Origin of the sequence: Nonomuraea marmarensis (assembly GCF_043197025.1) — a bacterium.
Lineage (GTDB): Bacteria > Actinomycetota > Actinomycetes > Streptosporangiales > Streptosporangiaceae > Nonomuraea > Nonomuraea marmarensis.
Map to the genome: position 1 here is coordinate 64,869 of NZ_JBICRM010000024.1, position 25,369 is coordinate 90,237.

23 protein-coding genes, 1 other RNA gene and 1 pseudogene are annotated in these 25,369 nt (G+C 69.9%); 10 read left to right on the plus strand and 15 right to left on the minus strand.

Annotated elements, in window-relative coordinates:
* Positions 1 to 6: 6 nt before the first annotated feature.
* The gene (locus ACFLIM_RS32380) at positions 7 to 315 is read right to left on the minus strand and encodes a hypothetical protein (protein WP_393171985.1); all 309 of its coding nucleotides are present in this window, start codon (positions 313 to 315) and stop codon (positions 7 to 9) included.
* A gap of 86 nt (positions 316 to 401) precedes the next feature.
* Here ACFLIM_RS32380 and ACFLIM_RS32385 point away from each other — a divergent pair, with 86 nt between their 5' ends.
* A complete protein-coding gene (locus tag ACFLIM_RS32385; RefSeq protein WP_393171987.1) occupies positions 402 to 1,583 on the plus strand; it encodes a hypothetical protein in 1,182 nt (393 codons plus the stop codon).
* 88 nt (positions 1,584 to 1,671) lie between these two features.
* Here ACFLIM_RS32385 and ACFLIM_RS32390 read toward each other — a convergent pair whose 3' ends face one another.
* On the minus strand, positions 1,672 to 2,703 hold the full coding sequence (locus ACFLIM_RS32390; RefSeq protein WP_393171989.1) for a copper resistance D family protein: 1,032 nt from the start codon (positions 2,701 to 2,703) through the stop codon (positions 1,672 to 1,674).
* Positions 2,700 to 3,233, minus strand: a complete 534-nt coding sequence (locus tag ACFLIM_RS32395; protein WP_393171990.1) for a copper resistance CopC family protein — start codon at positions 3,231 to 3,233, stop codon at positions 2,700 to 2,702. The genes ACFLIM_RS32390 and ACFLIM_RS32395 overlap by 4 nt, the downstream gene beginning before the upstream one ends.
* A 49-nt stretch (positions 3,234 to 3,282) precedes the next feature.
* Between ACFLIM_RS32395 and ACFLIM_RS32400 the strand changes: the two genes are divergently transcribed.
* Positions 3,283 to 4,047, plus strand: a complete 765-nt coding sequence (locus ACFLIM_RS32400; RefSeq protein ID WP_393171992.1) for a class I SAM-dependent methyltransferase — start codon at positions 3,283 to 3,285, stop codon at positions 4,045 to 4,047.
* Between the two features lie 4 nt (positions 4,048 to 4,051).
* On the opposite strand, the gene ACFLIM_RS32405 is transcribed toward ACFLIM_RS32400, so the two are convergent.
* From ACFLIM_RS32405 to ACFLIM_RS32415, 3 genes are all read right to left on the minus strand, one after another.
* Complete coding sequence (locus ACFLIM_RS32405; protein ID WP_393171994.1) at positions 4,052 to 5,017, minus strand: AurF N-oxygenase family protein; 966 nt, start codon at positions 5,015 to 5,017, stop codon at positions 4,052 to 4,054.
* Positions 5,018 to 5,081: 64 nt separating this feature from the next.
* Positions 5,082 to 5,681, minus strand: a complete 600-nt coding sequence (locus tag ACFLIM_RS32410; RefSeq protein WP_393171996.1) for a TetR/AcrR family transcriptional regulator — start codon at positions 5,679 to 5,681, stop codon at positions 5,082 to 5,084.
* A gap of 107 nt (positions 5,682 to 5,788) precedes the next feature.
* Positions 5,789 to 7,132, minus strand: a complete 1,344-nt coding sequence (locus ACFLIM_RS32415; RefSeq protein ID WP_393171998.1) for a sensor histidine kinase — start codon at positions 7,130 to 7,132, stop codon at positions 5,789 to 5,791.
* 160 nt (positions 7,133 to 7,292) lie between these two features.
* Between ACFLIM_RS32415 and ACFLIM_RS32420 the strand changes: the two genes are divergently transcribed.
* The 3 genes from ACFLIM_RS32420 (at position 7,293) to ACFLIM_RS32430 (ending at position 11,037) form a co-directional block, all read left to right on the plus strand.
* Positions 7,293 to 8,459, plus strand: coding sequence for an acyl-CoA dehydrogenase family protein (locus ACFLIM_RS32420; protein ID WP_393171999.1), 1,167 nt, complete (start codon positions 7,293 to 7,295; stop codon positions 8,457 to 8,459).
* The gene (locus tag ACFLIM_RS32425; protein WP_393172001.1) at positions 8,456 to 9,481 is read left to right on the plus strand and encodes an acyl-CoA dehydrogenase family protein; all 1,026 of its coding nucleotides are present in this window, start codon (positions 8,456 to 8,458) and stop codon (positions 9,479 to 9,481) included. The genes ACFLIM_RS32420 and ACFLIM_RS32425 overlap by 4 nt, the downstream gene beginning before the upstream one ends.
* A 68-nt stretch (positions 9,482 to 9,549) precedes the next feature.
* Entirely contained in the window at positions 9,550 to 11,037 is a 1,488-nt protein-coding gene (locus ACFLIM_RS32430; protein ID WP_393172003.1) for an AMP-binding protein, read from the plus strand.
* Here the strand turns inward: ACFLIM_RS32430 and ACFLIM_RS32435 are convergent.
* The 5 genes and pseudogenes from ACFLIM_RS32435 to ACFLIM_RS32450 all read right to left on the minus strand — a co-directional run bounded on the left by ACFLIM_RS32435 (position 11,019) and on the right by ACFLIM_RS32450 (position 15,886).
* Positions 11,019 to 12,140, minus strand: a complete 1,122-nt coding sequence (locus ACFLIM_RS32435; RefSeq protein ID WP_393172004.1) for a C45 family autoproteolytic acyltransferase/hydolase — start codon at positions 12,138 to 12,140, stop codon at positions 11,019 to 11,021. The two genes, ACFLIM_RS32430 and ACFLIM_RS32435, sit on opposite strands and share 19 nt — an antisense overlap.
* Positions 12,141 to 12,249: 109 nt before the next feature.
* Positions 12,250 to 13,143, minus strand: a complete 894-nt coding sequence (locus ACFLIM_RS50370; protein ID WP_449291488.1) for an NADP-dependent oxidoreductase — start codon at positions 13,141 to 13,143, stop codon at positions 12,250 to 12,252.
* Positions 13,144 to 13,155: 12 nt separating this feature from the next.
* Positions 13,156 to 14,052: pseudogene (locus ACFLIM_RS50375) on the minus strand (zinc-binding dehydrogenase); the annotation flags it as partial.
* A 39-nt stretch (positions 14,053 to 14,091) separates the two neighbouring features.
* Complete coding sequence (locus ACFLIM_RS32445) at positions 14,092 to 14,445, minus strand: VOC family protein (protein ID WP_393172008.1); 354 nt, start codon at positions 14,443 to 14,445, stop codon at positions 14,092 to 14,094.
* Positions 14,446 to 14,449: 4 nt separating this feature from the next.
* Positions 14,450 to 15,886, minus strand: a complete 1,437-nt coding sequence (locus tag ACFLIM_RS32450) for an Nramp family divalent metal transporter (protein WP_393172010.1) — start codon at positions 15,884 to 15,886, stop codon at positions 14,450 to 14,452.
* Positions 15,887 to 16,120: 234 nt separating this feature from the next.
* On the opposite strand from ACFLIM_RS32450, the gene ACFLIM_RS32455 reads away from it, so the two are divergent.
* Positions 16,121 to 16,525: an SSI family serine proteinase inhibitor gene (locus ACFLIM_RS32455; RefSeq protein WP_393172012.1), complete on the plus strand. Its 405-nt coding sequence runs from the start codon at positions 16,121 to 16,123 to the stop codon at positions 16,523 to 16,525.
* A 47-nt stretch (positions 16,526 to 16,572) separates the two neighbouring features.
* Here the strand turns inward: ACFLIM_RS32455 and ACFLIM_RS32460 are convergent, their stop codons facing one another.
* The 3 genes from ACFLIM_RS32460 to ACFLIM_RS32470 all read right to left on the minus strand — a co-directional run bounded on the left by ACFLIM_RS32460 (position 16,573) and on the right by ACFLIM_RS32470 (position 20,399).
* The gene (locus tag ACFLIM_RS32460; RefSeq protein WP_393172014.1) at positions 16,573 to 17,634 is read right to left on the minus strand and encodes a M20 family metallopeptidase; all 1,062 of its coding nucleotides are present in this window, start codon (positions 17,632 to 17,634) and stop codon (positions 16,573 to 16,575) included.
* Positions 17,631 to 18,659 carry a dipeptidase gene (locus tag ACFLIM_RS32465; protein ID WP_393172016.1) on the minus strand — a complete coding sequence of 343 codons (1,029 nt, stop codon included), beginning with the start codon at positions 18,657 to 18,659 and terminating at the stop codon, positions 17,631 to 17,633. The genes ACFLIM_RS32460 and ACFLIM_RS32465 overlap by 4 nt, the downstream gene beginning before the upstream one ends.
* A gap of 186 nt (positions 18,660 to 18,845) precedes the next feature.
* Positions 18,846 to 20,399 (minus strand): flavin-containing monooxygenase, encoded by a 1,554-nt coding sequence (locus ACFLIM_RS32470; protein WP_393172018.1) that lies wholly within the window; start codon positions 20,397 to 20,399, stop codon positions 18,846 to 18,848.
* Between the two features lie 116 nt (positions 20,400 to 20,515).
* Between ACFLIM_RS32470 and ACFLIM_RS32475 the strand changes: the two genes are divergently transcribed.
* The 4 genes from ACFLIM_RS32475 to rnpB all read left to right on the plus strand — a co-directional run bounded on the left by ACFLIM_RS32475 (position 20,516) and on the right by rnpB (position 23,848).
* Positions 20,516 to 21,316: a Nif3-like dinuclear metal center hexameric protein gene (locus tag ACFLIM_RS32475; protein ID WP_393172020.1), complete on the plus strand. Its 801-nt coding sequence runs from the start codon at positions 20,516 to 20,518 to the stop codon at positions 21,314 to 21,316.
* A 2-nt stretch (positions 21,317 to 21,318) separates the two neighbouring features.
* Positions 21,319 to 22,059, plus strand: coding sequence for a zinc ribbon domain-containing protein (locus tag ACFLIM_RS32480; RefSeq protein ID WP_393172021.1), 741 nt, complete (start codon positions 21,319 to 21,321; stop codon positions 22,057 to 22,059).
* Positions 22,056 to 23,303 carry a bifunctional RNase H/acid phosphatase gene (locus ACFLIM_RS32485; protein WP_393172023.1) on the plus strand — a complete coding sequence of 416 codons (1,248 nt, stop codon included), beginning with the start codon at positions 22,056 to 22,058 and terminating at the stop codon, positions 23,301 to 23,303. The genes ACFLIM_RS32480 and ACFLIM_RS32485 overlap by 4 nt, the downstream gene beginning before the upstream one ends.
* A gap of 157 nt (positions 23,304 to 23,460) precedes the next feature.
* Positions 23,461 to 23,848, plus strand: an RNA gene (gene rnpB / locus ACFLIM_RS32490) — RNase P RNA component class A.
* Here the strand turns inward: rnpB and ACFLIM_RS32495 are convergent.
* Positions 23,845 to 25,326 (minus strand): ankyrin repeat domain-containing protein, encoded by a 1,482-nt coding sequence (locus tag ACFLIM_RS32495; protein ID WP_393172025.1) that lies wholly within the window; start codon positions 25,324 to 25,326, stop codon positions 23,845 to 23,847. The genes rnpB and ACFLIM_RS32495 overlap by 4 nt on opposite strands.
* Positions 25,327 to 25,369: the final 43 nt, after the last annotated feature.

Sequence of the window (25,369 nt, forward strand, 5' to 3'; positions counted from 1 at the left end):
GTGAGCCTACTTTCCGCACCTGAGAGATCCCTGAGACGGCGCGCACGGTGGGATCGCGTGCATGGTGCTTGGCGCGTTGAACTGCGGATCGGCTGAAGCCGCGTACGAGCCCGTCGCGCGCACCGCTACCATGCCCGACGCGCGGCCCCTCGCCAGCGACTCGGAACGGCCCCGCACCACTTCCGGCCGCACCTGCAGCCCGGTGAGGAAGGCGGCCGGCATGACCTCGCGATAGGCGACGCGCCACGTGGCGATCCGCACCGCCTCGATCGTGGCGGAGTCCTCGGGGAGGGCGGCTCGGATTTCGAACGACATAGCCCGGCATTGTGCCAGGGACGAGTCTTCGCGGACCGGCCACCTGTCGCGTACCGGTGTCGCGGCGGACCGTAAGATTTCCTCCCGTGAAGTCTCCAGCATCGTTCAAGAAGGCCGCCGAATGGGCCTTGCCGCACTGGACCAGGGGCCAGGCGGGGCGCGAGACGCCGCAAGATCTGTTCAGGGTGCTCTACTCGGGCTGGCTGCTGGCGTTCACGCTCAAGGTCCTCGGCTCGGCGTGGGACGTTTCGTGGCACTTCAAGTGGCTGCGTGACGACCTCGCCCCGCCCCACCTGCTCAACTCCGCCGGTACGGCGCTCGCCCTCGCCCTGACCGTGATCCACGGCTACACGGGCTACGGCGTGGACAAGGCCGCGCTCAGGCTCATCCAGTGGGGCACCGGGATCTTCCTCGTCGCGGTCCCGCTCGACCTGATCAACCACCGCGTGAACGGGCTCGACATCACCTCGTGGAGCCCGTCGCACATCATGCTCTACGTTGGAACGTTCTTCATGATCGCGGGCGTGATCCGCGGCTGGTTCATGGGCGCGCCGCCGGGCAGGGAGCGCACGGTCGTGCTGGGCGCGTTCCTCGCCTTCTTCCTGGAGAACGTGCACTTCCCCGAACAGCACCAGGAATACGGCATCCTGTCGATCGGCGCCTGGGACAACCACGCCACCTACGCCGAGCCGATCCTGCTCCAGTTCGCGGCCGACCAGCTGGGGCGGCCGGTGGACCGGACGACGATGACGGGGTTCGCGCTGCCCGTGCCGGACGTCCTCTATCCGGTCTACGCGGTGGTCGCCGGGCTGTCGGTGCTGGTGGTGGCGCGGCTGCTGATCGGCAGGTTCGGCGCCGCCACCCTCGTGGCCGCCGCCTACGTGGGGGTCCGCATGGTGGCCTGGCCGCTGCTGACGTTCACCGGGTTCCCGCCGTCGGCGGTGCCGTTCTTCCTGATCGTCGGCGGGCTGCTGGTGGACGTCGCGTTCCTGGTGCGGATGCCCGCGGCCCGCGCCGTGCTGGGCTCGATCGGCGCGACGGCCGCCGCCTACGGCGCGCTGGTGGCGCAGAGCGCGATCATGGGCCAGGTGTACGGCGCGCTGAAGGGCCAGGAGGGGCTGCTCGGCGCGCCGCCACTGGCCACGTCGTCGGCCGTCTGGGCCGGGTTCGGCCTGCTCGCCGCCTGGCTGGCCGTCGAGTGGATCGCCGCGAAGCGCAAACCCCAGCCGATCCAGGCTCCGGCCGCGATCGCGACCGCCACCACGTAGGCAGCGGCCTCAGGCGGGTGGCGCCAGGGAATCGAGGGCGGGTGGCGTCAGACGATCGGGCGCGTTGATCGTGCCCGGTGAGGTGGCGTCAAGCGATCGAGGCTCGGGTGATCGCCACCGCCACTCCGTACGCCAGTCCCATCACGCCCACCTCGGCCGCCGCCCATCCCACCAGGGCGGTGGCCCGGCCCCTTCGTACGGCGGGCAGCAGGCGGAAGCGGATGTGCGCGGCCAGCGGCACCAGCGCCGCCACCAGCACCGTCTTGACCACGATCAGCAGCCCGTAGTGGCTGGTCACGATCGCGTCGGGGAGCGTGACGCCGGGGGTGAGGGCCATCGTGCCGAGCCCGGTGATCAGGCCGGACAGGGCCACCATGAGCAGGCACACGGTGGCGATCCTGGAGAACCTGGGCAGCGCCACGGCCAGCAGCTCCTTGTCCGGCGCCACGAACACCGCCGTCGCCGCCAACCCTCCGGCCCAGGCCGCCGCGCCCATCACGTGGATCTCCATCGCGATCATGATGGGGTCGTGCCAGATCGAGTTCACCGCGTGCCCGGTGACCGGGATGGGCAGCAGCCCGAACAACGCCACGATCACCCGCAACTCGGCCGGCACCTTCTCGCCGAACCGCACCGCCATCAGCCCGATGCCCGCCGCCGCCAGCGCGCACGCCGCGCTGAACAGCAGCCCCTGACCTGTGCCGACATTTCCGACATATTCGGCGATCATGCCGAACGTCGGCACGCTGCCGGGGTTCAGCTCGGCCGTCTGGAACACGATCGTCAGCAACGCGCAGATCGCCCACGCCCAGGCGGCGATCACGGCCGGCGGCCGCACCCTGAGCATCACCGGCTCGGTCCGGCCGGGGTCGTCGAACCCGAGCAACTTGGCCACCAGGCTCAGCCCGACCACGGCGACGGCGGCCAGGTCGAGCAGCACCCGCACGATCGGCAGCCCGACGGCGACCAGCGTGCCCGGCATGGGGATGCCGGGCACGGACTCCTGCGCGGTGAACGAACTCGCGGCCACGGCCGACACGACCGCGCAAACGCCGAACGCCCCGACCACGAGCCGCCCGCCGACGCGCTGCCGGGGGAGAGGAGGAGCGGTGACTGTCACGCCCGCGCCCCGCTTGAGCGGCGGAGGGCCACCGCTGTGCCCGCCGCGAGCACCAGCAACGCCCCCACGATCCACACCACGGCCATCCCCGCCCCGCCGTTCGCCGCCGCCTCCGCGGCGTCCGCGCTGGAGCCCCGCGCCGGCGGACCGGCGGCGACCCCGGAGGCGTCCGCGGCCAGGGTGAAGGTGATCTTGCCGGTGACCGGGTGACCGTCGGCCGACAGGATGCGGTAACCCACCACGTACGAGCTCCCGGCCCGCAACGGCTTGACCTTCACCGAGACCCGCTCGGCGGACACCACCACGCCCCCGTCGGCCCACCCGGACCCGTCCGCCCCCGTGACGCCCACCTGCGCGTACCCCTGGCGTACCACCTGGTCGAACACCAGCGTCACCCGCTCGGGCGAGGCCGTCAGCGTGGCCCCGTCCTTCGGGTCGCTGCCGACCAGCACGTTGTGCGCCTGAGCGGCGACGGGGACGATCCCCACCCCGGCGAGCGCGAGTAGCAGGACCGTGAGTAGCCGCCGCACAGATCAAAGCCTTCCGTCTAACAAGCAGAACCTGTATATGGTCCCATCCATGAGAGACCTGTTCGGCGGCGCGGCACCCTACTACGCCAAATACCGCTCCACTCACGGCGATCCGGCGATCGAGCACCTGGCCATGACGTTCGGCCGGGACAGTACCGTGCTGGACCTCGGCTGCGGCCCCGGCACGGTCGCGATCCCGCTGGCGCGGCGCGTCCGCGAGGTCCTGGCCGTCGACCCCGACGAGGAGATGCTCGAAGAGGGCAGGCGTCTGGCGCGGGAGGCGGGGAACATCCGCTGGCTGCACGGCGACTCCACGCGGCTGCGCGAACTCCCGGCGTTCGACCACATCGTCATGGGCAGGTCGTTCCACTGGATGGACCGCCGCGCGGTGCTGGCCGAGCTGAACGAGTTGCTGCCGCCCGGCGGCGTCGTGGCGCTCGTCGGCCCGGGCCAAGACCCGGAAGACCCGCCCTGGGAGCCGGCCATGCGACGGGTGCGCGACGAGTTCGGGGTGAACACGTTCACCGCCACCAACTCCTACCAGGCCACCGGAGAGCACCCTCACGACGTGCTCGCCACCTCGCCGTTCAGCGACCTGGACTCGGCCATGTACGAGCAGCGCCTGAAATATGACCTGGCCGCCGTGATCGGCCTGCAGCTGTCCTACTCCTACACCGCCCCCGCTCGCCTCGGCGACAGGCTGGAGTCGTTCACCGAGGCGACCAGGAGGGCGCTGCTGGCGCTCAACCCCTCGGGCCGGTGGGAGTACGTGGAGGTGACCGAGGTCCTGATCGCCAGGCGGCCCAAGAGCTGATCAGTCAGGCCCAGATGCCCATGACCTGCCAGATCCGCCGCGTGAACGCGTTGATCAGCCCGATCTCGGCGCACAACTCGCGCGTCTTGCCCACCGACTCCCTGATCTCCCGCTTGGCGCCCGGGTTGCGCAGGTAGACCTCGGAGACCACGTGGGCGGGGATCCTGAAGCGCCTGATCATCGGCCCGGGAGGCGCCAGCATGATGCGGGCCATCACGCCCAGGATGATCGGCGAGACGATCCCCAGCATCAGCCGCCGGTACGCGGGCATCCGCGGCACCCGGTTGCGCAGGTAGTGCCGGGCGAAGGAGATGTGCCTGGCCTCCTCCGCGATGTGGATGCGCATGATCGTCTCTTCCAGCGGGTGGTGCGCCCGCCCGTCCTTCAGGACCTTGCGCTGCACGTGGTCGATCGGATCCTCGCCGCCCAGCACGAACACGAAGAACAGCTCGGTCGAGATCAACGGGATCCACGGCGCCACCTGGGCGAGCACCGACAGCGGCCCGGGCATGCCACGAATCGGCAAGCCAGTACGGTTCACGAACTCCTGGAACATCATCCCGTGATGTCCCTCTTCGATGGTCTCGTGGTAGACGTACCGGAACTCGGGCGACCCGTTCGGCAGCCGGTAGGCGTAGTTGAGCAGCCCGCGCTTGAGCAGGTTCTCGAACTGCAGGCCGATCTTCATGGCGGTGGCCACTCGCCACAACCCGATCGTCGCGCGCACCTCGGGAGAGCGGCTCCGGTACCAGGGGTGGCCGCCGAGCCGGTCCACCTCGGGCATCTCCCAGCGGGGATCGGCCCGGTCCACGCGGAACTCCGGGTCGTCCCACGGAATGTCCCGGTACGGCTCCCAGTGCTTGTCCACCGACGCCTTCGAGAGGCGTTCGATGACCGCTTGGTAGGCGCTCCTGCTCGCGACCTGGTCGTCGTGTTCCCTGGCGGTGGTGGAGCTCGGTGCGGATGTCATCGCGTGCACTCCTCTCCTCGCCAGTAATTGTACGGAGCATCCAATAAGACCGGAAGAGGGAGTATCACAGCTTTTCGACGGGCAACCCCAGCTCGTTGGCGGCGGCCGTACGGATGAGCATGTTGACCCGCCGCCTGGACAGCACCTTGGGATGCACGTGCGTCTGGATCGCGAGCCCGTCGATGAGCGCGAAGATGCGCCACGTCGCGTCGTCGGGCTCGTCGCACTCGAACTCGCCGCACGCCACCCCGGCCTCGATGATCCCGCGCATCAGCAGGCGGCCCTGGAAGTCGATCCGCCGCGAGATCTGCTCCAGCTCGGGGCTGCGCATGGCCTCGGACCACGCGTCGATCCACAATCGCCACCCTTCGGTGGGGATCGCCGGCGAGCAGAGCCTGAGCAGCGTGCGCAACCGCTCGAACGGTGTGCCGGTGGACCGCTCGATGTCGCCGAGGGCGTTGAGATGGAGCCGGGCCATGTAGGTGAAGGCCTGCGCGAACAGCCGCTCCTTGGTCTCGAAGTGGTAGAAGAGCAGCGCCTGGCTGACGCCGGCGGCTCTGGCGATGTCGATGGTCCTGGTGTGGCCGAATCCCTGTTCCGCGATCACTTCGCAGGCGGTCTTCAGTAAATCCTCACGCCGTAATCGGCTGAAACCTGGTGTCACAGCGGGTAGCTCTTAACTTCTGCTCATAGGTACTGGTACGACAAAGCGGGCATGATCATGGTAACCACGCGTTATCGATCAGGGTCAAAACCTTTCACTACCCACCATCAGTGCTCCCGTACCGGCATTCGCAGGACGAACCGGGCGCCGAGGTCGGAGTCCTCGATCTTGAGCGTGCCACCGAGGCTCTGCGCGATCTCGCGGGCGATGGGCAGGCCGAGCCCGGTGCCGGCGGCGTCGCGGTCGCGCGAGGCGTCCAGCCGAGCGAAGCGCCTGAAGACGACCTCGCGTTGCTCGGGCGCGATGCCCGCCCCGTCGTCGAGGACCTCCAGCACGGCCTCTCGATTGCGCCGCACGGTCACCGCGATCGTGTTCTCGGCGTGCCGCTCGGCGTTGTCCAGCAGGTTCGTCAGCAGGCGGCCCAGCCGGAGCCGGTCGCCCGTGACGATCACGCCGGGCTGCGCCCTGGTGACGATCCGCTTGCAGCGCGGCCTGGCGGTCTCGGAGGCGACCAGCTCGGCCAGGTCCACGGGTTCGAGCCGCCCGGGTGCGCCCGCGTCGAGCCTGGCCAGCGTCAGCAGGTCGGTGACGATGTTCTGCAGCCGGTCCAGGCAGATGAGCAGCCTGCCGCCGGTCTGACGCCAGTCGGTCTCGTCCGGGGCGATCATGGCCTCCTCCAGCTCCGTGCGCATCGCGGTGATCGGACTGCGCAGGTCGTGCGAGGCGTCGGAGGCGAAGCCGCGCTGCTGCTCCATCGCCCGCTCCAGCTGCGCGAGCGTCTGGTTCGCGGTTTCCGCGAGTGCCTTGATCTCGTCGGCGTTGTCGGGTACGGGCACCCGCATCGTCCCGTCCCCAGTGGTGATCTCGGCCAGCTTGCGGGTGATGCTGTTCACGGGCGCGAGCGTCCCGGCCACCACGCGGGAGACGCCGAACCAGGTCAGCATCACCAGCGCCGCGGAGACCCCGGCGAGGAAGGCGACCACGCCGGGGCTGACGTACCAGGGGGCCGGGGGGTCGTAGGCGTAGACGTACCAGTCGCCCTGGCCCGCTTCCGCGTACACACGGAAGGTCACCACGATCTGGCACTCGCCGGAGAACTGCGGCAGCCCGCACACCTCGCCGATGCGGCTGGCGCTGTAGGGATCGGGGGCCACGGTGGTCAGGCGGGGCGCGCCCACCAGGTTCGGTGTCGAGGACACCACGCGGCCCTTCGCGTCGACGACCTGGAGGCCACGCAGGTCGAGGGTGATCACGCGGGGCAGCTCGTGCCGCTTGACCAGGTGGACCACCCGTAGTGCGACGCCGAGCATCTGGTTCATCCGGATGTCACTCACCGCGCTGTGCGCGGTCACCAGCAGGACGCAGCTGGTCACCAGGCAGAGCAGGGCCATCGCCGCGCTGGCGAAGAACGTCAGCCGCGCGCGTATGGACCGGCCCAGCCGTGAGATCACACGCCATCTCCTTGGTAATCAAATGATCACACTAGGTGGTGGCGCCTCGAATTAACGGAGATTCCCCGACAAATCGGGTTAAAAGTCCTGCAGAACACTGCTCTATGCGTCCTGCGGCGACCTGACTAGAGTAAGTGAGCACTGATGCCAAGGAGACGATGTGAACCTTGCAGAGTATCGGCGCACCGCCAGGGCCTGGCTACAGGAGAACGCCCCCTCTGAGGACTACCCCGAGGCGGACGCGGTCACCCGGGCCAGGGAGTTCATGGCCAGGCTCCACGACGCCGGCTACTCCGGCATCACCTGGCCGAAGCAGTGGGGCGGTCAGGGGCTGACGCAGGCGGAGGAGCGCGCGTTCGCCGCCGAGGCCCGCGACTACACCCTCCCCACGTACGTCTTCTCGATCGGCCTCGGCATGACCGGGCCGACGCTGGTCGACCGGGGCACCGACGAGCAGCGCGAGCGATTCGTCAGGCCGCTGCTGCGCGGCGAGGAGATCTGGTGCCAGCTGTTCTCCGAGCCGGGCGCCGGCAGCGACGTGGCCAGCCTGCAGACCAGGGCCGAGCGTGACGACGGCGGCTGGATCGTCAACGGCCAGAAGGTGTGGACCTCGGTCGCCCACCACGCCGACTGGGGGCTGCTGCTGGCCCGCACCGACGTGGAGGTGCCCAAGCACAAGGGGCTGACCATGTTCGTGGTGGACATGCACCACCCCGGGGTGACGGTCCGGCCGCTGAAGGACATGACCGGCAGGTCCAGCTTCAACGAGGTCTTCTTCGACAACGTCGCCGTCCCCGACGAGCACCGCGTGGGCGAGGTCAACGACGGGTGGAGCGTGGCCGTCACGACGCTGCTGCACGAGCGGCTGTCGATCTCGGCGGGCGTCGGCATGGGCGGGCAGCGCGACAACCCCGCCTCGCTCGACGCGCTGCGCCAGGTGGTCGACACCGCCGACCCGCTGGTCCGCGACCAGCTCGTCGAGCTGCACATCCGCAGCCGTGCCCTGGCGCTGTTCAACCAGCGGCTGGCCCAGGAGACCAGGGCCGGGATCTTCCCCGGCGCCCGGGGCAGCGCCGCCAAGCTGCTGCTGGCCGAGCTGACGATGTTCCAGGCCGACCTGGCGACCCGGCTCGTCGGTCCCGAGTCCGTGCTGGGCGGCAACCCGCTCGCGCACGCGATCTCGCTGGCCCCGGCCATGTCGCTGGGCGGCGGCACCAACGAGATCATGCGCAACATCGTCGGCGACCGCGTGCTCGGCCTGCCGCCCGAGCCCCGGGTGGACAAGACCGTGCCGTTCAAGGATCTGAAGGTGGGGACGCAGGGGTGAAGCTCGTACTCAGCCCGGAACAGCGGCAGCTGCGCGACGCCGTACGCGACTTCCTGCGTACGTCCTCGCCGCTGCCCAAGGTTCGCCAGGGCTACGACCCGCAGGTGTACGCCAGGCTGAACGGCGAGCTCGGCCTGTCGGGGCTGATCATCCCCGAGGAGCACGGCGGTGCGGGCGCGGGCCTGGCCGAGCTGGCGGTCGCGCTGGAGGAGACGGGCGCGGCCCTGCTGCCGGGGCCGTTCCTGGCCACCGCGTTCGCGGCCATCGCGTTGACGAAGGTGCAGGGCGCGAACAAGGAGCTGATGACCGGCATCGCCGAAGGCCGGATCGCGGCCACGCTCGACAAGTCCGAGGTCTCCTACGACGGTGGGGCCGTGCGCGGCACGCTGGCGCAGGTGCTCAGCGGCATGGAGGCCGACGTGCTGGTGGCGCCCGCGGTGACCGGCGACGGCCTGGTCATGGTCGCCGTCGAGCTGGCCGGGCCGGGCGTCACCAGGACCGCGCTGGACACGCTCGACCTCACGCGCGGTCAGGCGCGCGTGGTCTTGGACGACGCGCCCGCTCGCGTGCTGGGAGCGTCGCCCTCGGGCATCGGCGACCGGTTGTGCGTGGCGCTGGCGGCCGAGCAGCTCGGCGTGATGCGGGCGGCGCTGGACGCCATCGTCGCGTACGCCAAGATCCGAGTCGCTTTCGGCCGATATATCGGCTCTTATCAGGGGGTCAAGCACAAGCTCGCCGACATGCACTGCAAGCTCGAACAGGCCGAGTCCATCGTCAGGTACGCGGCCTGGGCCGCCGACGAGTCGCCCGACGAACTGCCCGGCGCCGCCGCGCTCGCCCAGGCGTACGTCGGCCGCGCCTGCTTCGAGGTGGCCCGCGACCATCTGCTGCTGTACGGCGGCATCGGGTTCACCTGGGAGCACGACGCGCACCTGTTCTACAAGCGGGCCAAGGCGGACGAGGTGCTGCTCGGGCCGCCGCGGATCCACCGCGCCCGGCTTGCCGACTTGCTGGAGCTGTGATGGATCCGCAGCGTAGCGAGGACATCCAGCGCAGCACTCCGAGCGCAGCTCGGCAATCGGACGCGGCAATGGACGTCAGTCAGCTGCCCGGTTTCTACGCCATCGCCGCCGCCGACCCCGGCCGTCTCGCCGTGATCGACACCGACGGCACGGAGACGTCCTATGGCGAGTTGCTCGCCCGGGTCAACCAGGTCTCGCACGGGCTCCGGGCCCGCGGGCTGCGCACCGGCGATGTGGTGGCGGGTGTATTGCCCAACGGGATCGACGCCATCGTCATGATCATGGCGACCGGTCAGATCGGGCTCTACTACGTGCCGATCAACTGGCATCTGACGGCGTCCGAAGTGGCGTACATCCTGGCCGACTGCGACGCCAAGGTCGTCGTCACCGGGCCGGAGCAGGCCGTACCAGGAGGGGAGATCGGGACGGAGGGGCTGGCCGCAGGGCAGCCCACGGACGCGCCCGGTGAGCGTACGGCAGGGGCGGTCATGTGGTACACCTCCGGCACCACGGGCTTCCCCAAGGGTGTGCAGCGGCGGTTGCCGGGTGCGGAGCCCGAGGCGATCGTGCCGCTGTACACGTGGTTCGTCGGCGAGGTCGTGGACCTCAGGCCGGGTGCCGAGGTGCATCTGGTGACCTCGCCGATGTACCACTCGGCGCCTTGCGCGCACGCGCAGTTCGCGCTGCACCTCGGGCACACGGTGGTGATCACGCCCAGGTTCGACCCGGAGAACATCCTGGAGCTGATCGAGCGGCACCGGGTGTCGAACGCGATGATGGTGCCGACCATGTTCCACCGCATGTTGCGGCTGCCCGAGGAGGTCAGGGGCAGATACGACGTGTCGAGCCTGCGGCAGGTCATCCACACCGCCGCCGCCTGCCCGGTCGCGGTCAAGCGGCAGATCATGGACTGGTGGGGGCCGGTCCTGTACGAGTACTACGGCTCGACCGAGTCGACGATCGCGTTCTCCGTCAAGCCGCACGACTGGCTGGCCAGGCCGGGCACCGTGGGCCGCCCGGCGCCGACGTTCGAGGCCAAGATCGTCGACGAGGCGGGCATGGAGCTGCCGCCGGGCGAGCCGGGCCTGATCTACGTCAAGTCCGGCCTCGGCACGTTCGAATACCGCAAGGACCCGGCGAAGACGGCCGCGAGCATGCTGGGGGAGTGGTATTCGCCGGGTGACATCGGGTTCCTGGACAAGGACGGCTACCTGTTCCTGTGCGACAGGCGTACCGACCTGATCGTCTCGGGCGGGGTGAACATCTACCCCGCCGAGATCGAGGCCGCCCTGCTGGAGCATCCCGCGGTGGCGGACGTGGCCGTCATCGGGGTGCCCGACGATGAGTGGGGGCACAACGTGGTCGCCCTCGTGCAGCCCGCCAAGGGCGTGTCGCCGGGTCCCGGGCTGACGGCCGAGCTGCTGGAGCACTGCGGGCCGCGCATCGCCAGGTTCAAGCATCCGAAGGTGATCGAATACCGCTCCGAGCTCCCGCGCACCCCCACCGGGAAGTTGTCCCGCTCCAAGGTGCGCGAGGCCTACCTGTCGGAGCTGTGAAACACCAGCTCCTCGGTGTAACGCCGGCCGTCGCCCAGGTAGAAGCTGGTCGACAGGGTACGGTCCGCGGTGTCGAAGACGGTGGTCCACAACGTGCGGAACGGCACGGCGGGGTCCTCGTACGGCCGGACCGCTTCGAGGCTGTCGCGCAGGTCCTGCGGTGACATGGTGGCGCCCTTGCTGCGCTCGTGCAGCGTCTGGAGTCGTTCGAACGTCCTGAAGCTGCTCTCGTTGTCCGCGGGCAGGTTCATCGGATCGGGGTTGCGGTGCAGCAGGTGGTTGGTGACGCAGAGCGGCCCGTCGCCGAACTCGACGATGTTCTCGCTGCCGTCCCTGCCCCGCTCCCACACGAACGCCTGCCCGTGCGCGTCGGCCACCAGGTAGTGCAGGAGCGTGCCGTGATCGTACTGCTTGGCGCCCAGCAGCGCCTGCTTGGCCTGGTCCACGTTCGCGCAGGTGTCCACCAGGAACCTGGGCAACTGCACGCTGCCCACCCCGACCTGCGGCGAGACGTGCTCCGGCGGCGCGGCGTTCTCGAAGTCGCCGATCAGCAGCATGACCGCCAGGCCGGCCGAGTTGATGCCGTCCATGCAGCCGTCGAGGTCCGACATGGTGATCACGGTCGAGGAGAGCCCCTCGTCGGGCACTGTCGTGATCACGTAGGGGCGTGCGGCCATGGGCAGCTCGTTCGGCTTCGGCGCGGAGCCCATGACCTCGCTGGTCGTCGAGGGGAAGAAGTCGTAGTTGCGGCCCACCCGGCCGTGGCCGTCCGTGGCCGCCGACGGCGGGATCCACAGGGCCGAGCAGCCGGAGCCCTCGGGGATGTAGTTCAGGCCGTCGAGGGCGAGCGCGTCCTGGCCGGGGTCGAGGCCGAGGGCCGCCGCGGCGCCGTCCATGCGGGCGTGGTGTTGCGGCCAGTGCCGTTCGAACCAGGTCCTGCGGGCCCGGTTCACGACCGGGGCGACGGGCGTGGGCGCCCAGCCCATCCTGCGGGCCTCCTCGGTGAGCGCCCTGCCGATCTCGAACTGGCTGCCGGTGAGCGTCAGATGGTGTACGAGCTGGAAGTCGTCCTTGCCGCCCGCGACCTGCGTCATGTTCTTCATGCCCTGAGCCTGCCGAGGCCCGCTGACCGGCCCCTTACCGCCCGCTGACCGCCCGCCGGTAGCGCTCGGACAGTTTCAGCACGTGCTCGGCCAGCTCCGGCGGGTGGAGCTAGCGCGGCAAGGAGCCTTCCGTGTTTATCACGATCTTGCCCAGGAAGTGGCCGTCCGCGCTGCGCCGCTGCGCATCGGCGGTGCGCTCCAGGGGGAACACCTCCGCGATCGGCAACCGTACGTTCTCGATCGGTACGGCTCCCTTCGTGCCTCCTGATGAGAACCGAACCCCGAACTCACCCGCGTCCCGCGAGGCAATGGTGATCACTTTGTCCGGGTCGCCGGTGAGCTCGACCGACAGCTCCAGCTCGCCCCTGCCCGAGGCGTCGAGCACCAGGTCGATGGGCTTGGGGAGGCGTTCCGCCAGCCCTTCGCCGTAGGTGACCGGGTGGATGCCGAGGCCGCGGAGGTAGGCGTGGTGGCGTTCGCTCGCCGTACCGATGACCTTGGCTCCCCTGGCGAGGGCGAGCTGGGCGGCGGCCAGGCCGACGCCGCCCGCTACCGCGTGGATGAGCAGTGTCTGCCCCTGTTCGAGCCCGAGCTCGAGGAGCGTGCGCCGGGCCGTCTCGACGGCGACGGGGAGCGCCGCGGCCTCCTCGTAGGAGAGGTCGTCCGGCTTGGCCGTCAACGCGCTCGCGTCGGCGATCGCGTGCGTGGCGGCCGCCCCCGATGCGACCTGCCCGAACACCGGCTGGCCGAGCCGCCATCCCTCGACTCCCTGGCCGAGCGCGTCGATCGTGCCCGCCACCTCGATCCCCGTGCCCTGGGGGCCGTCGATCGCAGCGCCCATGAAACCCTGGCGGATCTTCCAGTCGATGCCGTTCACCCCGGCCGCCCTGACCGCCACCCGCACCTGGCCAGGGCCGGGCTGGGGGAGCGGGATCTCGTCCAGCGTCAGAACCTCCGGGCCGCCGTGGGCCCGGTAGCGCACGGCCTGGGCGGTGACGAGCAGCAGCGCCTTGCCGACGAGTTCGCGTGCCTCCAGTGCGGCATGCGCCTCCTGAGCCCGTTCCAGCGGCACGGCCAACCCGACGACGGTCGTCAGCGCCCCCTCCCGCAAGGTCTGCTCGGCCAGGCTCTTGAAGCGGTCCGGGGCGAACTGGACCTGCTCCATGCCGACGACCCGCACGTCAGGCCGCCCGTCCCCGATCTGGGCGGTGGAGCCACTGGGCACGCCGTAGGCGAAGAACGTCCCACCAGGCCTGACCAGCTCGAACGCGGCGCCGCCGACCTCCCCGCCGACCCCGTCGAACACCACGTCGAACTCCTGCCCCTGGAGCTCCGCGTAGTCGATCGCCGCCGCCGCGCCCAGCCCCAGGGCCGCCTCCCGCTTGGCGGGCCCGTGGGCCGCGGCCGTGACGTGGGCCCCGGCCGCCTTCGCGAGCCCCACGATCGCCAGCCCCAGCGCTCCGCCGGCCCCCGTGACCAGCACCCGGGTCCCAGGCCCCAGCGAAGCCGCCCCCACCAGGCTCAACGCCGCCGGACCCACCTGCACCAGCGCCGCCGCCCGCCACGAAGGAACCCCGTCAGGCACCTCGACCACGGTCTCCAGATCGGCCGCCACGCGCTCGGCGTACCCGCCACCGGAGACGAGCGCGGCCACCCGGCGGCCCACCCACCCGGCGTCGACCCCGTCACCCACGGACAACACCCGCCCGGCCACCCCGGTGCCGGGCACGAACGGCGGCTCGCCGGGGAACCATCCGCGCCCCCACCCGGCTCGCAACTGCGCGTCGATCGACATGACGTCGATCACCGACACCCCGATCACCACCTGCCCGGGACCGGCCACGGGATCCGGCGCCCGACCGGCCACGAGCACCTCGGGGCCGCCGAACTTCGTTACCTCGACAACATTCATGCCGCCGAGTCTGGTACCTCAAGTTGGGTTGAGGTCAAGTCAGCCGAGGTCGTACGCCGTCTCGTGGCGTGGTTGGTACAGACCGAGTTTCCCGCCGCCGGGCACGCTGATCGCGGTGAGCAGCCCCCACCCCTGGTCGCTGACGGGGGAGGCGAACTCCACGCCCTTGGCTTTGAGCTCGGCCATCGTGCGTTCCAGGTCGTCGCACATCAGGTAGATCTCGTGGGTCTCGGCCCCGTCCGTGGGATGGAGGGCGACCTCGGCGGGAGGCAGCTTGAAGATGAGCCAGCCACCTCCCGCGTCGACGTTCGGAAAGCCGAGCACGTCACGGATGAACGCCCGGTCGGCGTCCGCGTCCCGGCTGTAGACGATCAGATGCGCACCATTGATCACTCGCTCACGATACGCCGAACAGGTTCTGTGCCTGCTGAACAACGACAATCACGGTCAGCGTGCCGAAGAACGCCACCGACCACACCAGCGCCCCCAGCCGGTACGAGCGCACCTTGATGGCTTCCGGCAGCGACCGCCGGTTGAGGATGATCAGCAGGATCGAGTACACGAACATCATCACGGCCGCGAAGCACGCCGAGAACACCAGCAGGATGAGCGGCTGGTCGAACCCAAGCAGCAGGATCACGATCCCGACCAGCGCCATGGCCCAGACGGTGTAGAAGTAGACGCGATTCACGGAGACGTTCTTGTCACGCAGGTAGACCGTCTTGATCGTGTCGGAGGCCAGTCGCGAGGTGTAGTCGACGATGCCCATGGCCGAGGCGAACAGGGCCAGCGCCCCGATCACCCAGAACAGCACCCCGAACCAGGTGCCGACGACGTCCTGCAACACCTGGCCCTCGACCTGGAGGAAGCCGATGCTGTTCGCCAGCCCCGACTTACCGAACACGGTCGAGTACGCCAGCATCGACATGAGCGCGATCGTCACGAACGACACCAGCGCGAACGTCGACGCCTGCTCCACGTTCGCGAACCGCCACCACTGCCGCCACCGTGCCAGGTTCTCCTTCGTCGGGGCGAACTGGAAACCGGTCGACGCCGCCGCCTCCTCGTGCCCGGTCACCGGGCTGACCAGGCGGGGGACGTACAGGCCCATGCCGAATCCCTTGTCGCGGATCCAGTTGCTCTGGCACAGGTTCTGGCCGCCGCCCGCTCCGGCGTACGCGATGGCGCCCATGAGCACCGCGAACTCCAGCGGCGGCACCGGGAACCCGGCGCCGACGCTCAGGCCCTTGCCCAGCTCGACCCAGCTCTCGGCGTTGATCGCGAACAGGATGGCGACCACGGCCAGCGTCGCCACCAGAGCGATCTTCACGAAGATCACCCGTTCCAGCGCCGTGTAGATCACCGGCGCCAGCGTCAGGCCGAGCGCGATCACGATGAGCATCCCGATCGCGATCCACCGCACGCTGCCCGCGCCGGACCCGGTCAGATAGGTCACCATGGTCGCGGACGTGGTCACCCAGCCGGGCCAGAGGTTCGAGCAGAGCGTCATCAGCACGAAGACCAGGCCCCAGTGCTTCCACATCCTGCTGAAGCCGGTCAGCGCGGTCTCGCCGGTGGCCAGGGTGTAGCGCTCGATCTCCATGTTCAGGAACCACTGGGTGATGATCCCGATCGCGGCGCCCCAGATGAAGATGAGGCCGACTTGGGAGGCGATGTACGGCCAGAGAATGAATTCGCCCGACGCCAGCCCCACGCCGGCGCCGACCAGGCCGGGGCCGATGGTGCGCCAGGTCGATCGGGGCGGTTCGGGGAGGTCGCGGACGGTGACGGACGGTAGGACTCGCGCAGGAACGGTGGGGGTGAACTCCGCCATGCGGATCTCCTTGCTCGGCGTGCCTACCAGCACATTACAGAGCTTTGTAACAAACGTGGAATACCTGGTTAACCACCTCGATGCGCTCCGGCTTCACCGATAGGGATAGCACTCTGTATCCATGTGATCACTCTGAGGTCACTCACTTACTAATGGTTGTCTCGTAGTTACCGCCTGTAGTCATGTGAGGTGCGTCGTCCCAGGCCGGGACGGCCGTTGACCAGGGAGGTTCCCATGACGCTCGTGCTGACCGCCGCCCGCAGGATGGCCGCGCTCGGACTGTGCGCGGCCGCGACCCTCGCAGCGCCGTTCGCGGCGCTCCCCGCCAGAGCCGCCGCGGCGGCAGCGGGGGCGGATCTCTACATCACCGTCACCCCCATCGCCGGCGGCGCGTACTCGATGCACCTCACCTGCGACCCGGACGGCGGGCTCCATCCCCGGCCGGTGGAGGCGTGCGACGCGCTGCGCGGCGTCGACGGGTACTTCGAGAGTCTCGACGTCAACCCCGGACCCTGCCCGTTGATCTACGACCCGGTCGAGGTCGAGGTGAACGGGCACTGGTACGGCCGGCCGAACCCGTACTTCGAGGAGTTCCCCAACCGTTGCGTCATGGAAAGGAAGCTCGGCCCGGTCGTCTAGCCGGGTGCTGACAATGCCTGCCCGCGGTATCGCGGGCAGGCATTGTGCTACCGGACCGCTGAGATCAGGGCGCGGAGGAGGGCGGTGCGCCGGGGCATCTCGGCGACCAGGACGTGCTCATGGTCCGCATGCGCCCCGCCCCCCACCGCCCCCAGGCCGTCGAGTGTCGGACAACCCACCCCCGCCGTGAAGTTGCCGTCCGATGCCCCGCCCACCGAGGCCGAGGTCAACGGCTCCATCCCGAGGCCCGCCGCCACGTCCTGAGCGAGGGCGTAGAGGGAGGCCGACATTGCGCTTTCCAGGGGTGGCCGGTTGGGGCCGCCGAGGATCTCCAGGTGGGTGCCGGGGACGACCGGCACGAGCGAGCGCATCGCCGCGTCCACCCGGGCCTGCTCCGACACCTCGGCCACGCGCACGTCCACGCCGACCGAAGCCGCGGCCGGGACCGTGTTGAGCGCCGTGCCGCCCGACAGGACCGTCGGCGTGACGGTCGTGGCGCCGGAGCCCAGGGCGGCGATGGCCAGGATCTGGTGAGCCAGCTCGATCCCCGCGTTCGCCCCCTTCTCGGGCTCGAGCCCGGCGTGCGCGGCCTTGCCGCGGACGTTGACGGTGTAGAGCGAGGTGCCTTTGCGGGACGTCTTCAGCGCGCCGCCGTCCGCGCTGGCCTCCATGACGAAGGCGGCGGCAAGCCCGCGCGCGGTGTCCTCGATCAGCTTCGCCGAAGTGCGCGAGCCGAGCTCCTCGTCACCGGTGATCAGCAGGGTGACGCCGTCGAGCGAGTCGAGCCCCGCCAGCGCGTGGAACGTCTGCACCAGCCCCGCCTTCATGTCGAACACCCCCGGCCCCCGCGCCACCCCATCCACCACCGACCACGGGTGAGTGGCGAGGCTGCCGCTCGGCCAGACGGTGTCGTGGTGGCCCAGCAGCAGAACCCTGGGCGTGCCGAACACCCACCGCAGGTGCGCGACACCGTCGATCACGAGGAACTCCGGCTGGGCGCCCAGGTGCCGAGCCCCCATCGCGGCCACCACCTTGGCGCTGCGGGCCACGGCCTCCAGATCGCTGGAGAAGGACTCGCACAGGACCAGCTCTTCGAGATCTTCGATCACGCCAGCAACTCCCCGAGGAACCGGTGCACGTTGCCGCCGATGATCTTCGCGACGTCCTTCTCCGGCAGGCCGCGGGCGAGCAGGCCCTCGGTGACCATGGGCAACCCCGACGGCCCCGCCAGGCCCGGGATCGCCGATTTCGGGTTCACACCTCTCGGGTTGACGCCCTCGCAGCACGGCGGGGTCAGGTCGTCCATGACCTCGCGGATGAAGTCGGGGCCGAGGCCGACGTGGTCGACGCCGGCGACCGCCACGATGTGCTCGATGTGGTCGAGCAGCCGGTCGATCGTCATGTCCTCCTCGCGGTCGGCGAGGAAGGGGGCGAAGAAGTTGACGCAGATCACGCCGCCGGTGCCGGCCACGCCCCGGAGCTGGTCGTCGGTGAGGTTGCGGTGGTGGTCGCGCAGCGCGCGAGCGGCGGAATGGGTGGCCATGACCGGCTTGGTGGCCAGCTCCAGCACGTGCACGACGCCGGAGGCGCCCAGGTGGGAGACGTCGAACGCCATACCCAGCCGCTCCATCTCCCGCAGGGCCTCGACGCCGTGGGAGGTCAGGCCGCTGCCCGTGGCGTCCTCGCCGCTGCCGTCGGCCAGTGCCGTGCGACCGAAGTGCGCGATGGACGCCACCCTGACGCCCAGACGGTGCACGGTCGAGATCAGCTCGACGTCCGCGTCGAGGCCCGGCATGCTCTCCAGCGCGATCACCAGAGCGATCTTGTCCTCGTCGAGCGCCCGGTCGATCTCGGCCGCGTCGAGACAGATCCGGACCTGGCCGGCGTTGCCCTCGGCGAGCACGTGCGCGCACTCGATCATGCGCAACGTCTGCCGCAGCGCGCCCTCCGGCCGGTACTGGTCATCGATGAACACCGGCAGCACCTGGAGGTTCACCCCGCCCTCGACGAGCTGCGGCAGCCATCTCTCCCGGAAGAACGAGGCCCACTGCCCCGGCGGGCGCGCCGAGACGGCCATGAGCAAGTCGTTGTGAGTATCGGCCACTACAGCGCGCTGATGCAGGGCAATCGTCATGTAGTGGACGCTACCGCGCCCCACTACACCTCCAAACCCCCAGTCCATCCTGTACGGCTTCGCACGGCAGGCCGCCACTCGCCGCACGTGGCTGATGGCCTCCAGGAAAACGCCCGCTGACCGCCACCGGGCCGGGCGCCGCTACGTGCGCACTGTGGGCCGACCGGGTGGTTCCGAGTCGGACCCCTACCCCGAGCCGGCCGGTCGGTAGGCGGGCAGTGGCGGTTTGGTCGTGAGCCGGCGATACAGGGTCGTGGGTCCCGGCCAGTTGTTCGTGACGCGGCCCTCGGCCGTCTTGTACCAGCTCTGGCACCCTCCGCCCCACACCATCCGCTCCATCGCCGCGTCCAGTTGCCTGCGCCACGCCGCCATCACCTCGGGCCGCACCTCTATAGGCCCCGCCGCGGAGAGGTAGGGCAGGCAGGACATGATGTGGTTCACCTGGCATTCGATCATGAAGATGATGGAGTTGTGGCCGAGGTTCGTGTTCGGGCCGTAGAGCAGGAACATGTTCGGGAAGTTCGGCACGGAGATCCCCAGGTACGCCTCCGCCCCGCCCTGCCACTGCTCCTCCAGCGAACGGCCGCCGCGTCCCCGCACCTCCATCGGCGCCAGGAACTCGGTGCTCCTGAAGCCGGTGGCGTACACGATCGTGTCGACCTCGCGCAGCCCCTCGGTGGTCTCGATGCCCTTCGGCGTGATCCGTACGATCTTGTCGGTGACCACGTCCACATTCGGCCTGGTCAGCGCCGGGTAGAAGGTGCTGTCGATGACGACCCGCTTGCAGCCGGGCGGGTAGTCGGGCGTGAGCTTGGCCCGCAGCGCCGGATCGGGGACCTGGTCGTGCAGGTGTTGCAGCGCCCGCTTCTTGAGCAGCCCCGTGCTCCAGCCCTGGGCGAGCGCGGGATAGAGGGTGCCCTCGGCGTACCGGTAGATCCACTCGCGGTAGGCCCGCTGGAGGCCGGGGACGAAGTGGAACGCGAGCTTGGCCAGCGGCCCGAACGTGGCGTCCGCCTTGGGGATGACCCAGTTCGGGGTGCGCTGGAAGACGTGCAGGTGCTCGACCTGCTCCGCGATCCGCGGAATGAGCTGGGCCGCCGACGACCCGTTCCCGATCACCGCGACGCGCCTGCCGGTGAGGTCGTGGTCGTGGTTCCACCGCGAGGAGTGGAAGGAAACGCCCTCAAACTCCGACATTCCCGAAATGTCGGGCAATCGCGGTCGGTTGAGCTGCCCCACACCCATGACCACCACATCGAACACCTCGGTGTCGCCGGTGGTCGGCTGGGCTCCGCCGTCAGAGAACTCCGGTCCGCCCGTGACGCCAGGTTCCCGCCCTTCGGCCGTACCGGATTGAGGGGCTCGGGACGTACTGGATCCAGCGGCTGGTGTCACGGTGAGCTGCCACTTCGAGCCGTCGAAGACGGCTCGCCGGACTTCGGTGCGGAGGCGGATTTTTCGCCTGACGTCGTATTTATCGGCGCAATGTTCGAGATAGCCGAGGATTTCGGGTTGTTCGGGGTAGCGGCGGGTCCAGCTCGCGTATTTCTCGAAGGAGTACGAGTACAGATGCGAGGGAATGTCGCACCCCGCCCCCGGATAGCTGTTGTCGCGCCACGTGCCGCCGAGGTCGTCCGCCTTCTCGAACACCGTGTAGGAGCGGATCCCGGCCCGTTCGAGCTGGATCGCCATGCACAGTCCGCCGAAGCCCGCTCCGATGATCGCGACGCTGGGTGCCATGCCGCCCTCCGCGTGTCAGAATCCACTTACAGTACGCCGAACCCCGTTCTACCGACACCCCTTCCCATGCCCCCCGAGGCCGACCCTCAGGCCGGTAGTCTGCGCAGGTGGCTGCTGTGACGTTGACGGATGTGATCGGGGTGCTCGAGGCGGCCTACCCGCCCGCCCGGGCTGAGTCGTGGGACGCGGTGGGGCTGGTCAGCGGGGATCCGGGCCAGGGGGTGCGGCGGGTGTTGTACGCGGTCGATCCCGTCGCGGCCGTGGCCGAGGAGGCCCTGGAGTGGGAGGCCGACCTGATCGTCACCCACCATCCCCTCTACCTGCGCGGCACCACCAGCGTGGCCGCGACCACGCCGAAGGGACGCCTGCTCCGTACGCTGATAAAGAACGACATAGCCCTCTACACCGCTCACACCAATGCCGACGTCGCCAACCCCGGCGTATCCGACGCCCTGGCCAGAGCCGTGGGCCTGGTCGGCGACCTGGTGCCGCTCCAGCCCTTCCCCGACGACCCGTGGCGCGGGCTCGGCCGCATCGGGGAGACTGCGGGGGAGACGACGCTGGGGGAGTTCGCGGCGCAGGCGGCCAAGGGGCTGCCGCACACGCCCTCGGGCCTCCGCGTCGCGGGCGACCTGTCCCGTCCCGTCACCCGTGTGGCGGTCAGCGGGGGTGCGGGCGACTCGCTCCTGGAGACGGCCAAGGCCGCCGGAGTCGACGTGTTCCTCACGGCGGATCTACGGCATCATCCGGCCAGCGAGTTCGTGGAGTCGGGCGGGCCCGCGCTGATCGACGCCGCGCACTGGGCGACCGAGTGGCCCTGGCTCGACAGCGCCGCGTCCATCCTGCGCGAGAGTGGCGTTACCGTTGAAACGCGTGTCTCCGCCACGGTCACCGATGCTTGGACAAGAGGATATTGATCATGAAAGCAGCCCCTGAGGCACAGAAGCGACTGCTCGACCTGGCAGAGCTCGACTCCGTGATTGACCGGCTGGCGCACCGCCGCCGCACCCTGCCCGAGCTGGCCGAGATCGACGAGCGGTCGAAGGCGTTCGCCAAGCTCGCCACGCAGGCCATCGAGGCCGACACCGAGGCGAGTGACCTGGCGCGCGAGCAGACCAAGGCGGAGAGCGACGTCGACGCCGTGCGCACGCGCGCCGACCGTGACCAGAAGCGCCTCGACTCCGGTGCCGTGACCTCGCCGCGCGACCTGGCCTCCCTCCAGTCCGAGATCGCCTCGCTGGACAAGCGGCAGGGCGACCTGGAGGAGATCGTCCTGGAGATCATGGAGCGCCGCGAGGCCGCCGACACCAAGGTCACCGACCTGGTGGCGCAGCGCGACGAGATCGCCACCGCCCTCGCCACCGCCGAGGACCGCCGCGACACCGGGCTCAACGAGATCGACAAGGAGTCGGGCGAGGTCCAGGGCCGCCGCGCCGCCGTCTCCGGCGAGATCCCCGCCGACCTCCTTGCGCTCTACGAGAAACTCAGGGACCAGTACGGCGTGGGCGCCGCCATGCTGCACGGCGGCCGGTGCCAGGGTTGCAAGGTGGCCCTGTCCATCGCCGAGATGAACCGCATCAAGGCCGCCCCCCACGACGAGGTGATCCGTTGCGACGAGTGCCGTCGCATCCTCGTACGCACGGCGGAGTCGGGCCTTTGACGTCCTACGTCATCGAGGCGGACGGCGGCTCGCGGGGCAATCCCGGACCCGCCGGCTACGGCGCGGTGGTCATGGACGCCTCCGACGGCCAGGTGCTGGCGGAGGCGGCCGAGGCGATCGGGGTCACGACCAACAACGTCGCCGAATACCGCGGCCTGATCGCCGGTCTCACGGCCGTGCTCGGGCTGGCCGGCGACGGGGCGTCGGTGGCCGTCCGGATGGACTCCAAGCTGGTCATCGAGCAGATGGCCGGGCGCTGGAAGATCAAGAACGAGGGGCTCCGGCCGCTCGCGCTGGAGGCGGGCGCGCTGGCCAGGCGGCTGCGGGTGACGGAGTGGACCTGGATCCCGCGCGAACGCAACAAGCATGCCGACCGCCTGGCCAACGAGGCCATGGATGCCGCCGCCAAGGGCCTTGCCTGGAAGGCGGGCGGCACGACGTACCCGGCCCCGCCGGGCGCGGCGGGCGGGCCGGGCGGGCCGTCTCGCGGGGCGCGGACGGCGTCCCGGTCGGCCCAGCAGACGGACCTCCTGGACGCGGGCGACATTTCCGAATTGTCCGCCCCAACCGCATCCCTGGTCACCGCCCAGCAGCGCGCCAAGGGCACCGGCTGGGCCCCGCCCACCCGGGTCGCGACGTCGTTGCTGCTGCTCAGGCACGGCGAGACCGAGCTGTCCTTGGAACGCAGGTTCTCGGGTCGCGGCGACCCCGAGCTCACGCCCAACGGCCTGGCCCAGGCATCGGCGGCGGCGGAGAGGTTGTCGCGCGAGCCGTACCGGCTGGATGTGATCGTCACCTCGCCGCTCAAGCGCGCCCGGCAGACCGCGGCGGCGGTCGCCCAGCGGACCGGCCTCGCCGTGGAAGTGGACGAAGACCTCAGGGAGCTCGATTTCGGCGCCTGGGAGGGCCACACGTTCACCGAAGTGCAGCGCCGCTGGCCCGCCGAGCTCGCCGCCTGGCTGGCCGACCCGGAAACCGCCCCGCCAGGCGGCGAGAGCTTCGCCACGACGGCCCGGCGCGTCCAGGCGGCGGGCGAAGGGCTGGTCGAACGGCACGAGGGCAAGACCGTGCTCGCGGTCTCGCACGTGACCCCCATCAAGATGCTCCTGCGATTCGCCCTGATGGCGCCGCTGGAGTCCCTCTACCGGATGCACCTCGACCTGGCGTGCCTGTCGCTGATCGAGTACTACGCGGACGGGCCGGCCGTGGTGAAGTCGTTCAACGACATCTCGCACCTCCGCTGAGCAGTGGCCGCCCGCCCAGGGCCGTGCCGGATGCCGCCAGAACGCCCGGCACGGCCGCTGTGGCCACCGCCCCCCTCAGGCGATGACCCGCCCATTCCAGCGAATCGATCTTGTCATTGGATTGGGAACAGCTTGAGATTTGATAACCTCCTTCAGACGAGTCGGCCGGGCGACCGCGTCGGGCCCACGGGCCCGCCGAGGAAGGTCCGGGCTCCACAGGGCAGGGTGGTCGGTAACACCGACCCGGGGTGACCCGCGGGACAGTGCCACAGAAAGCAGACCGCCTCCCGGTTGACGGGAGGTAAGGGTGAAAGGGTGGTGTAAGAGACCACCAGCGCCCACGGTGACGTGGGCGGCTAGGTAAACCCCACCCGGAGCAAGGCCAAGAAGGGACGCTCTCCGGAGCGTTCCGCGCGCGACGTTCGAGGGCTGCCCGCCCGAGCCGCGCGGGTAGACCGCTCGAGGCCGCCGGCAACGACGGCCCTAGATGGATGGTCGCCCCTTCACACGAAGGACAGAACCCGGCCTACAGGCCGACTCGTCACCCATCCCTGGTTTCTACCGGCGAAACAGTCTCCTGAAGGTCAGGCGGACTTCGCAGGTAGACGGCCACGCGGTGTTTGCCGCCGTACTCGGCCCAGCCGAGCGGGGTCGAGTCGTGCTCGGTGTCCTTGATCGTTGGGTCGGCGCCGAGTTCGATCAGTGTCCTGGCCGTGTCAACGTCGTCGTTCCAGGCCGCCTGGTGCAGTGGGGTGGTTCGACGCAGGTGGTTCACGTCGAAGCCGAGACTGGCGAGTAGCCGCACCGCCGCGGGCTTGCGCTGCTCGGCCGCGGTGTTGATCAGCTCCGGGGATCGGGCGAGCGCTCGCGTCAGCAGTTCTGGGCCGAATCCGGCCACCGCGTCGGCGTCGGCGCGCATGCAGGCGGCGGTGAACGCGTCCATCTCCTCCAGTACCGCCGAGGCGCCTGCCGCGGCGAGGATCTCCGCGACGTCGGTGTGCCCGTTCAGCAGGGCAAGCTCATAGGGTGTGCGTCCGCCGTATGCCGGATGCCCGCCCAGGCCGTTCACCTCCGCGCCATGTGCGAGGAGCAGCCGGGCCCGCTGTGGGCCGCCCCGCAGCGCGGCGGTGGCCAGTTCGTCGCGCAGCATCTGCTGCGGGGACTGCAGCGTCGGACCCAGCCGGGCATGCCACGGCCCGCCCTGTCCGCGGCCCAGGCCGAACTCCAGCAGCAGCTGAAGATGGGCGGTGTCGTCGGAGAAGGAGCCGCCGAGCCCGAGGTTGTACAGGGTCTGGCTGTCGTTGGGGTCCGCTCCGGCCTCCAGCAGCAGCCTGGCCAGTGCCAGGCTCTGTGGATGCGGTGGCTGGTCGCCCTCTCCTCCGCCGAATGCGCCCGTGAGCGCGGTGAACGGCGAGCTCAGCCCGTCCCACAGGAATCCGGCGTTGGGATCGGCGCCGTGCTCGAGCAGGAGCCGGGCCGCCGCCACATACCGGCCGGGAGCGTCAAGACGCGCGTAGGCGAGGTACAGCAGCGGCTCCCACCCGAAGGGGCCGCCCTGTACCCGGGCGAGCCCCGGATTTTCGGCCAGCGCGTCGGCCAGCGCGTCGGCCGCGCCGGTGGCCGCCATCGTGAAGACGTTCGCGGTGGACAGGCGCGGATGCCGGGCCAGCAGCAGGTCGGCCTCCCCGGTCCGGCCCGGGTAGTCGGTGCCGTAGGTGAGGCAGGCGAGCCGCAGGAACTCCTGCGGCAACTCTTGGCTCGGCGCGATCCGGTGCGGCGACCGGGAGTACCGCTCGACGGTGCCGATGTGTTCTCTCAGCCTGGGCCAGCTCGCAAAGCCGTACATGCGGGCGGTGACGAGCTGCGCGTCGGACAGCTTGAGCGTCTCCGGCGGTCGGGGATGGAACTCGGTGACGAGCCCGAGCGCCTCAGGAACTCCCGCCTTCACATACTGAAGGAGCGTCTTGGCCTGCTTGCGGAGCCGTTCGATGCTGGGGTTGTCGGGCAGGCGATGGATAGGCATCAGAGCCTCCTTTCCGTCTGGCCTGGTGTCCGCATGATCAGGC

What these genes read in the sequence shown, in the direction of transcription:
- ACFLIM_RS32405 (WP_393171994.1), bottom strand. Translation starts at nt 5,017, where the DNA reads ATGACATCCGCACCGAGCTCCACCACCGCCAGGGAACACGACGACCAG.
- ACFLIM_RS32430 (WP_393172003.1), top strand. Translation starts at nt 9,550, where the DNA reads ATGGACGTCAGTCAGCTGCCCGGTTTCTACGCCATCGCCGCCGCCGAC.
- ACFLIM_RS32465 (WP_393172016.1), bottom strand. Translation starts at nt 18,659, where the DNA reads ATGACGATTGCCCTGCATCAGCGCGCTGTAGTGGCCGATACTCACAAC.
- ACFLIM_RS32480 (WP_393172021.1), top strand. Translation starts at nt 21,319, where the DNA reads ATGAAAGCAGCCCCTGAGGCACAGAAGCGACTGCTCGACCTGGCAGAG.
- ACFLIM_RS32495 (WP_393172025.1), bottom strand. Translation starts at nt 25,326, where the DNA reads ATGCCTATCCATCGCCTGCCCGACAACCCCAGCATCGAACGGCTCCGC.
- ACFLIM_RS32435 (WP_393172004.1), bottom strand. Translation starts at nt 12,140, where the DNA reads ATGAAGAACATGACGCAGGTCGCGGGCGGCAAGGACGACTTCCAGCTC.
- ACFLIM_RS32380 (WP_393171985.1), bottom strand. Translation starts at nt 315, where the DNA reads ATGTCGTTCGAAATCCGAGCCGCCCTCCCCGAGGACTCCGCCACGATC.
- ACFLIM_RS32455 (WP_393172012.1), top strand. Translation starts at nt 16,121, where the DNA reads ATGACGCTCGTGCTGACCGCCGCCCGCAGGATGGCCGCGCTCGGACTG.
- ACFLIM_RS32400 (WP_393171992.1), top strand. Translation starts at nt 3,283, where the DNA reads ATGAGAGACCTGTTCGGCGGCGCGGCACCCTACTACGCCAAATACCGC.
- ACFLIM_RS32470 (WP_393172018.1), bottom strand. Translation starts at nt 20,399, where the DNA reads ATGGCACCCAGCGTCGCGATCATCGGAGCGGGCTTCGGCGGACTGTGC.
- ACFLIM_RS32450 (WP_393172010.1), bottom strand. Translation starts at nt 15,886, where the DNA reads ATGGCGGAGTTCACCCCCACCGTTCCTGCGCGAGTCCTACCGTCCGTC.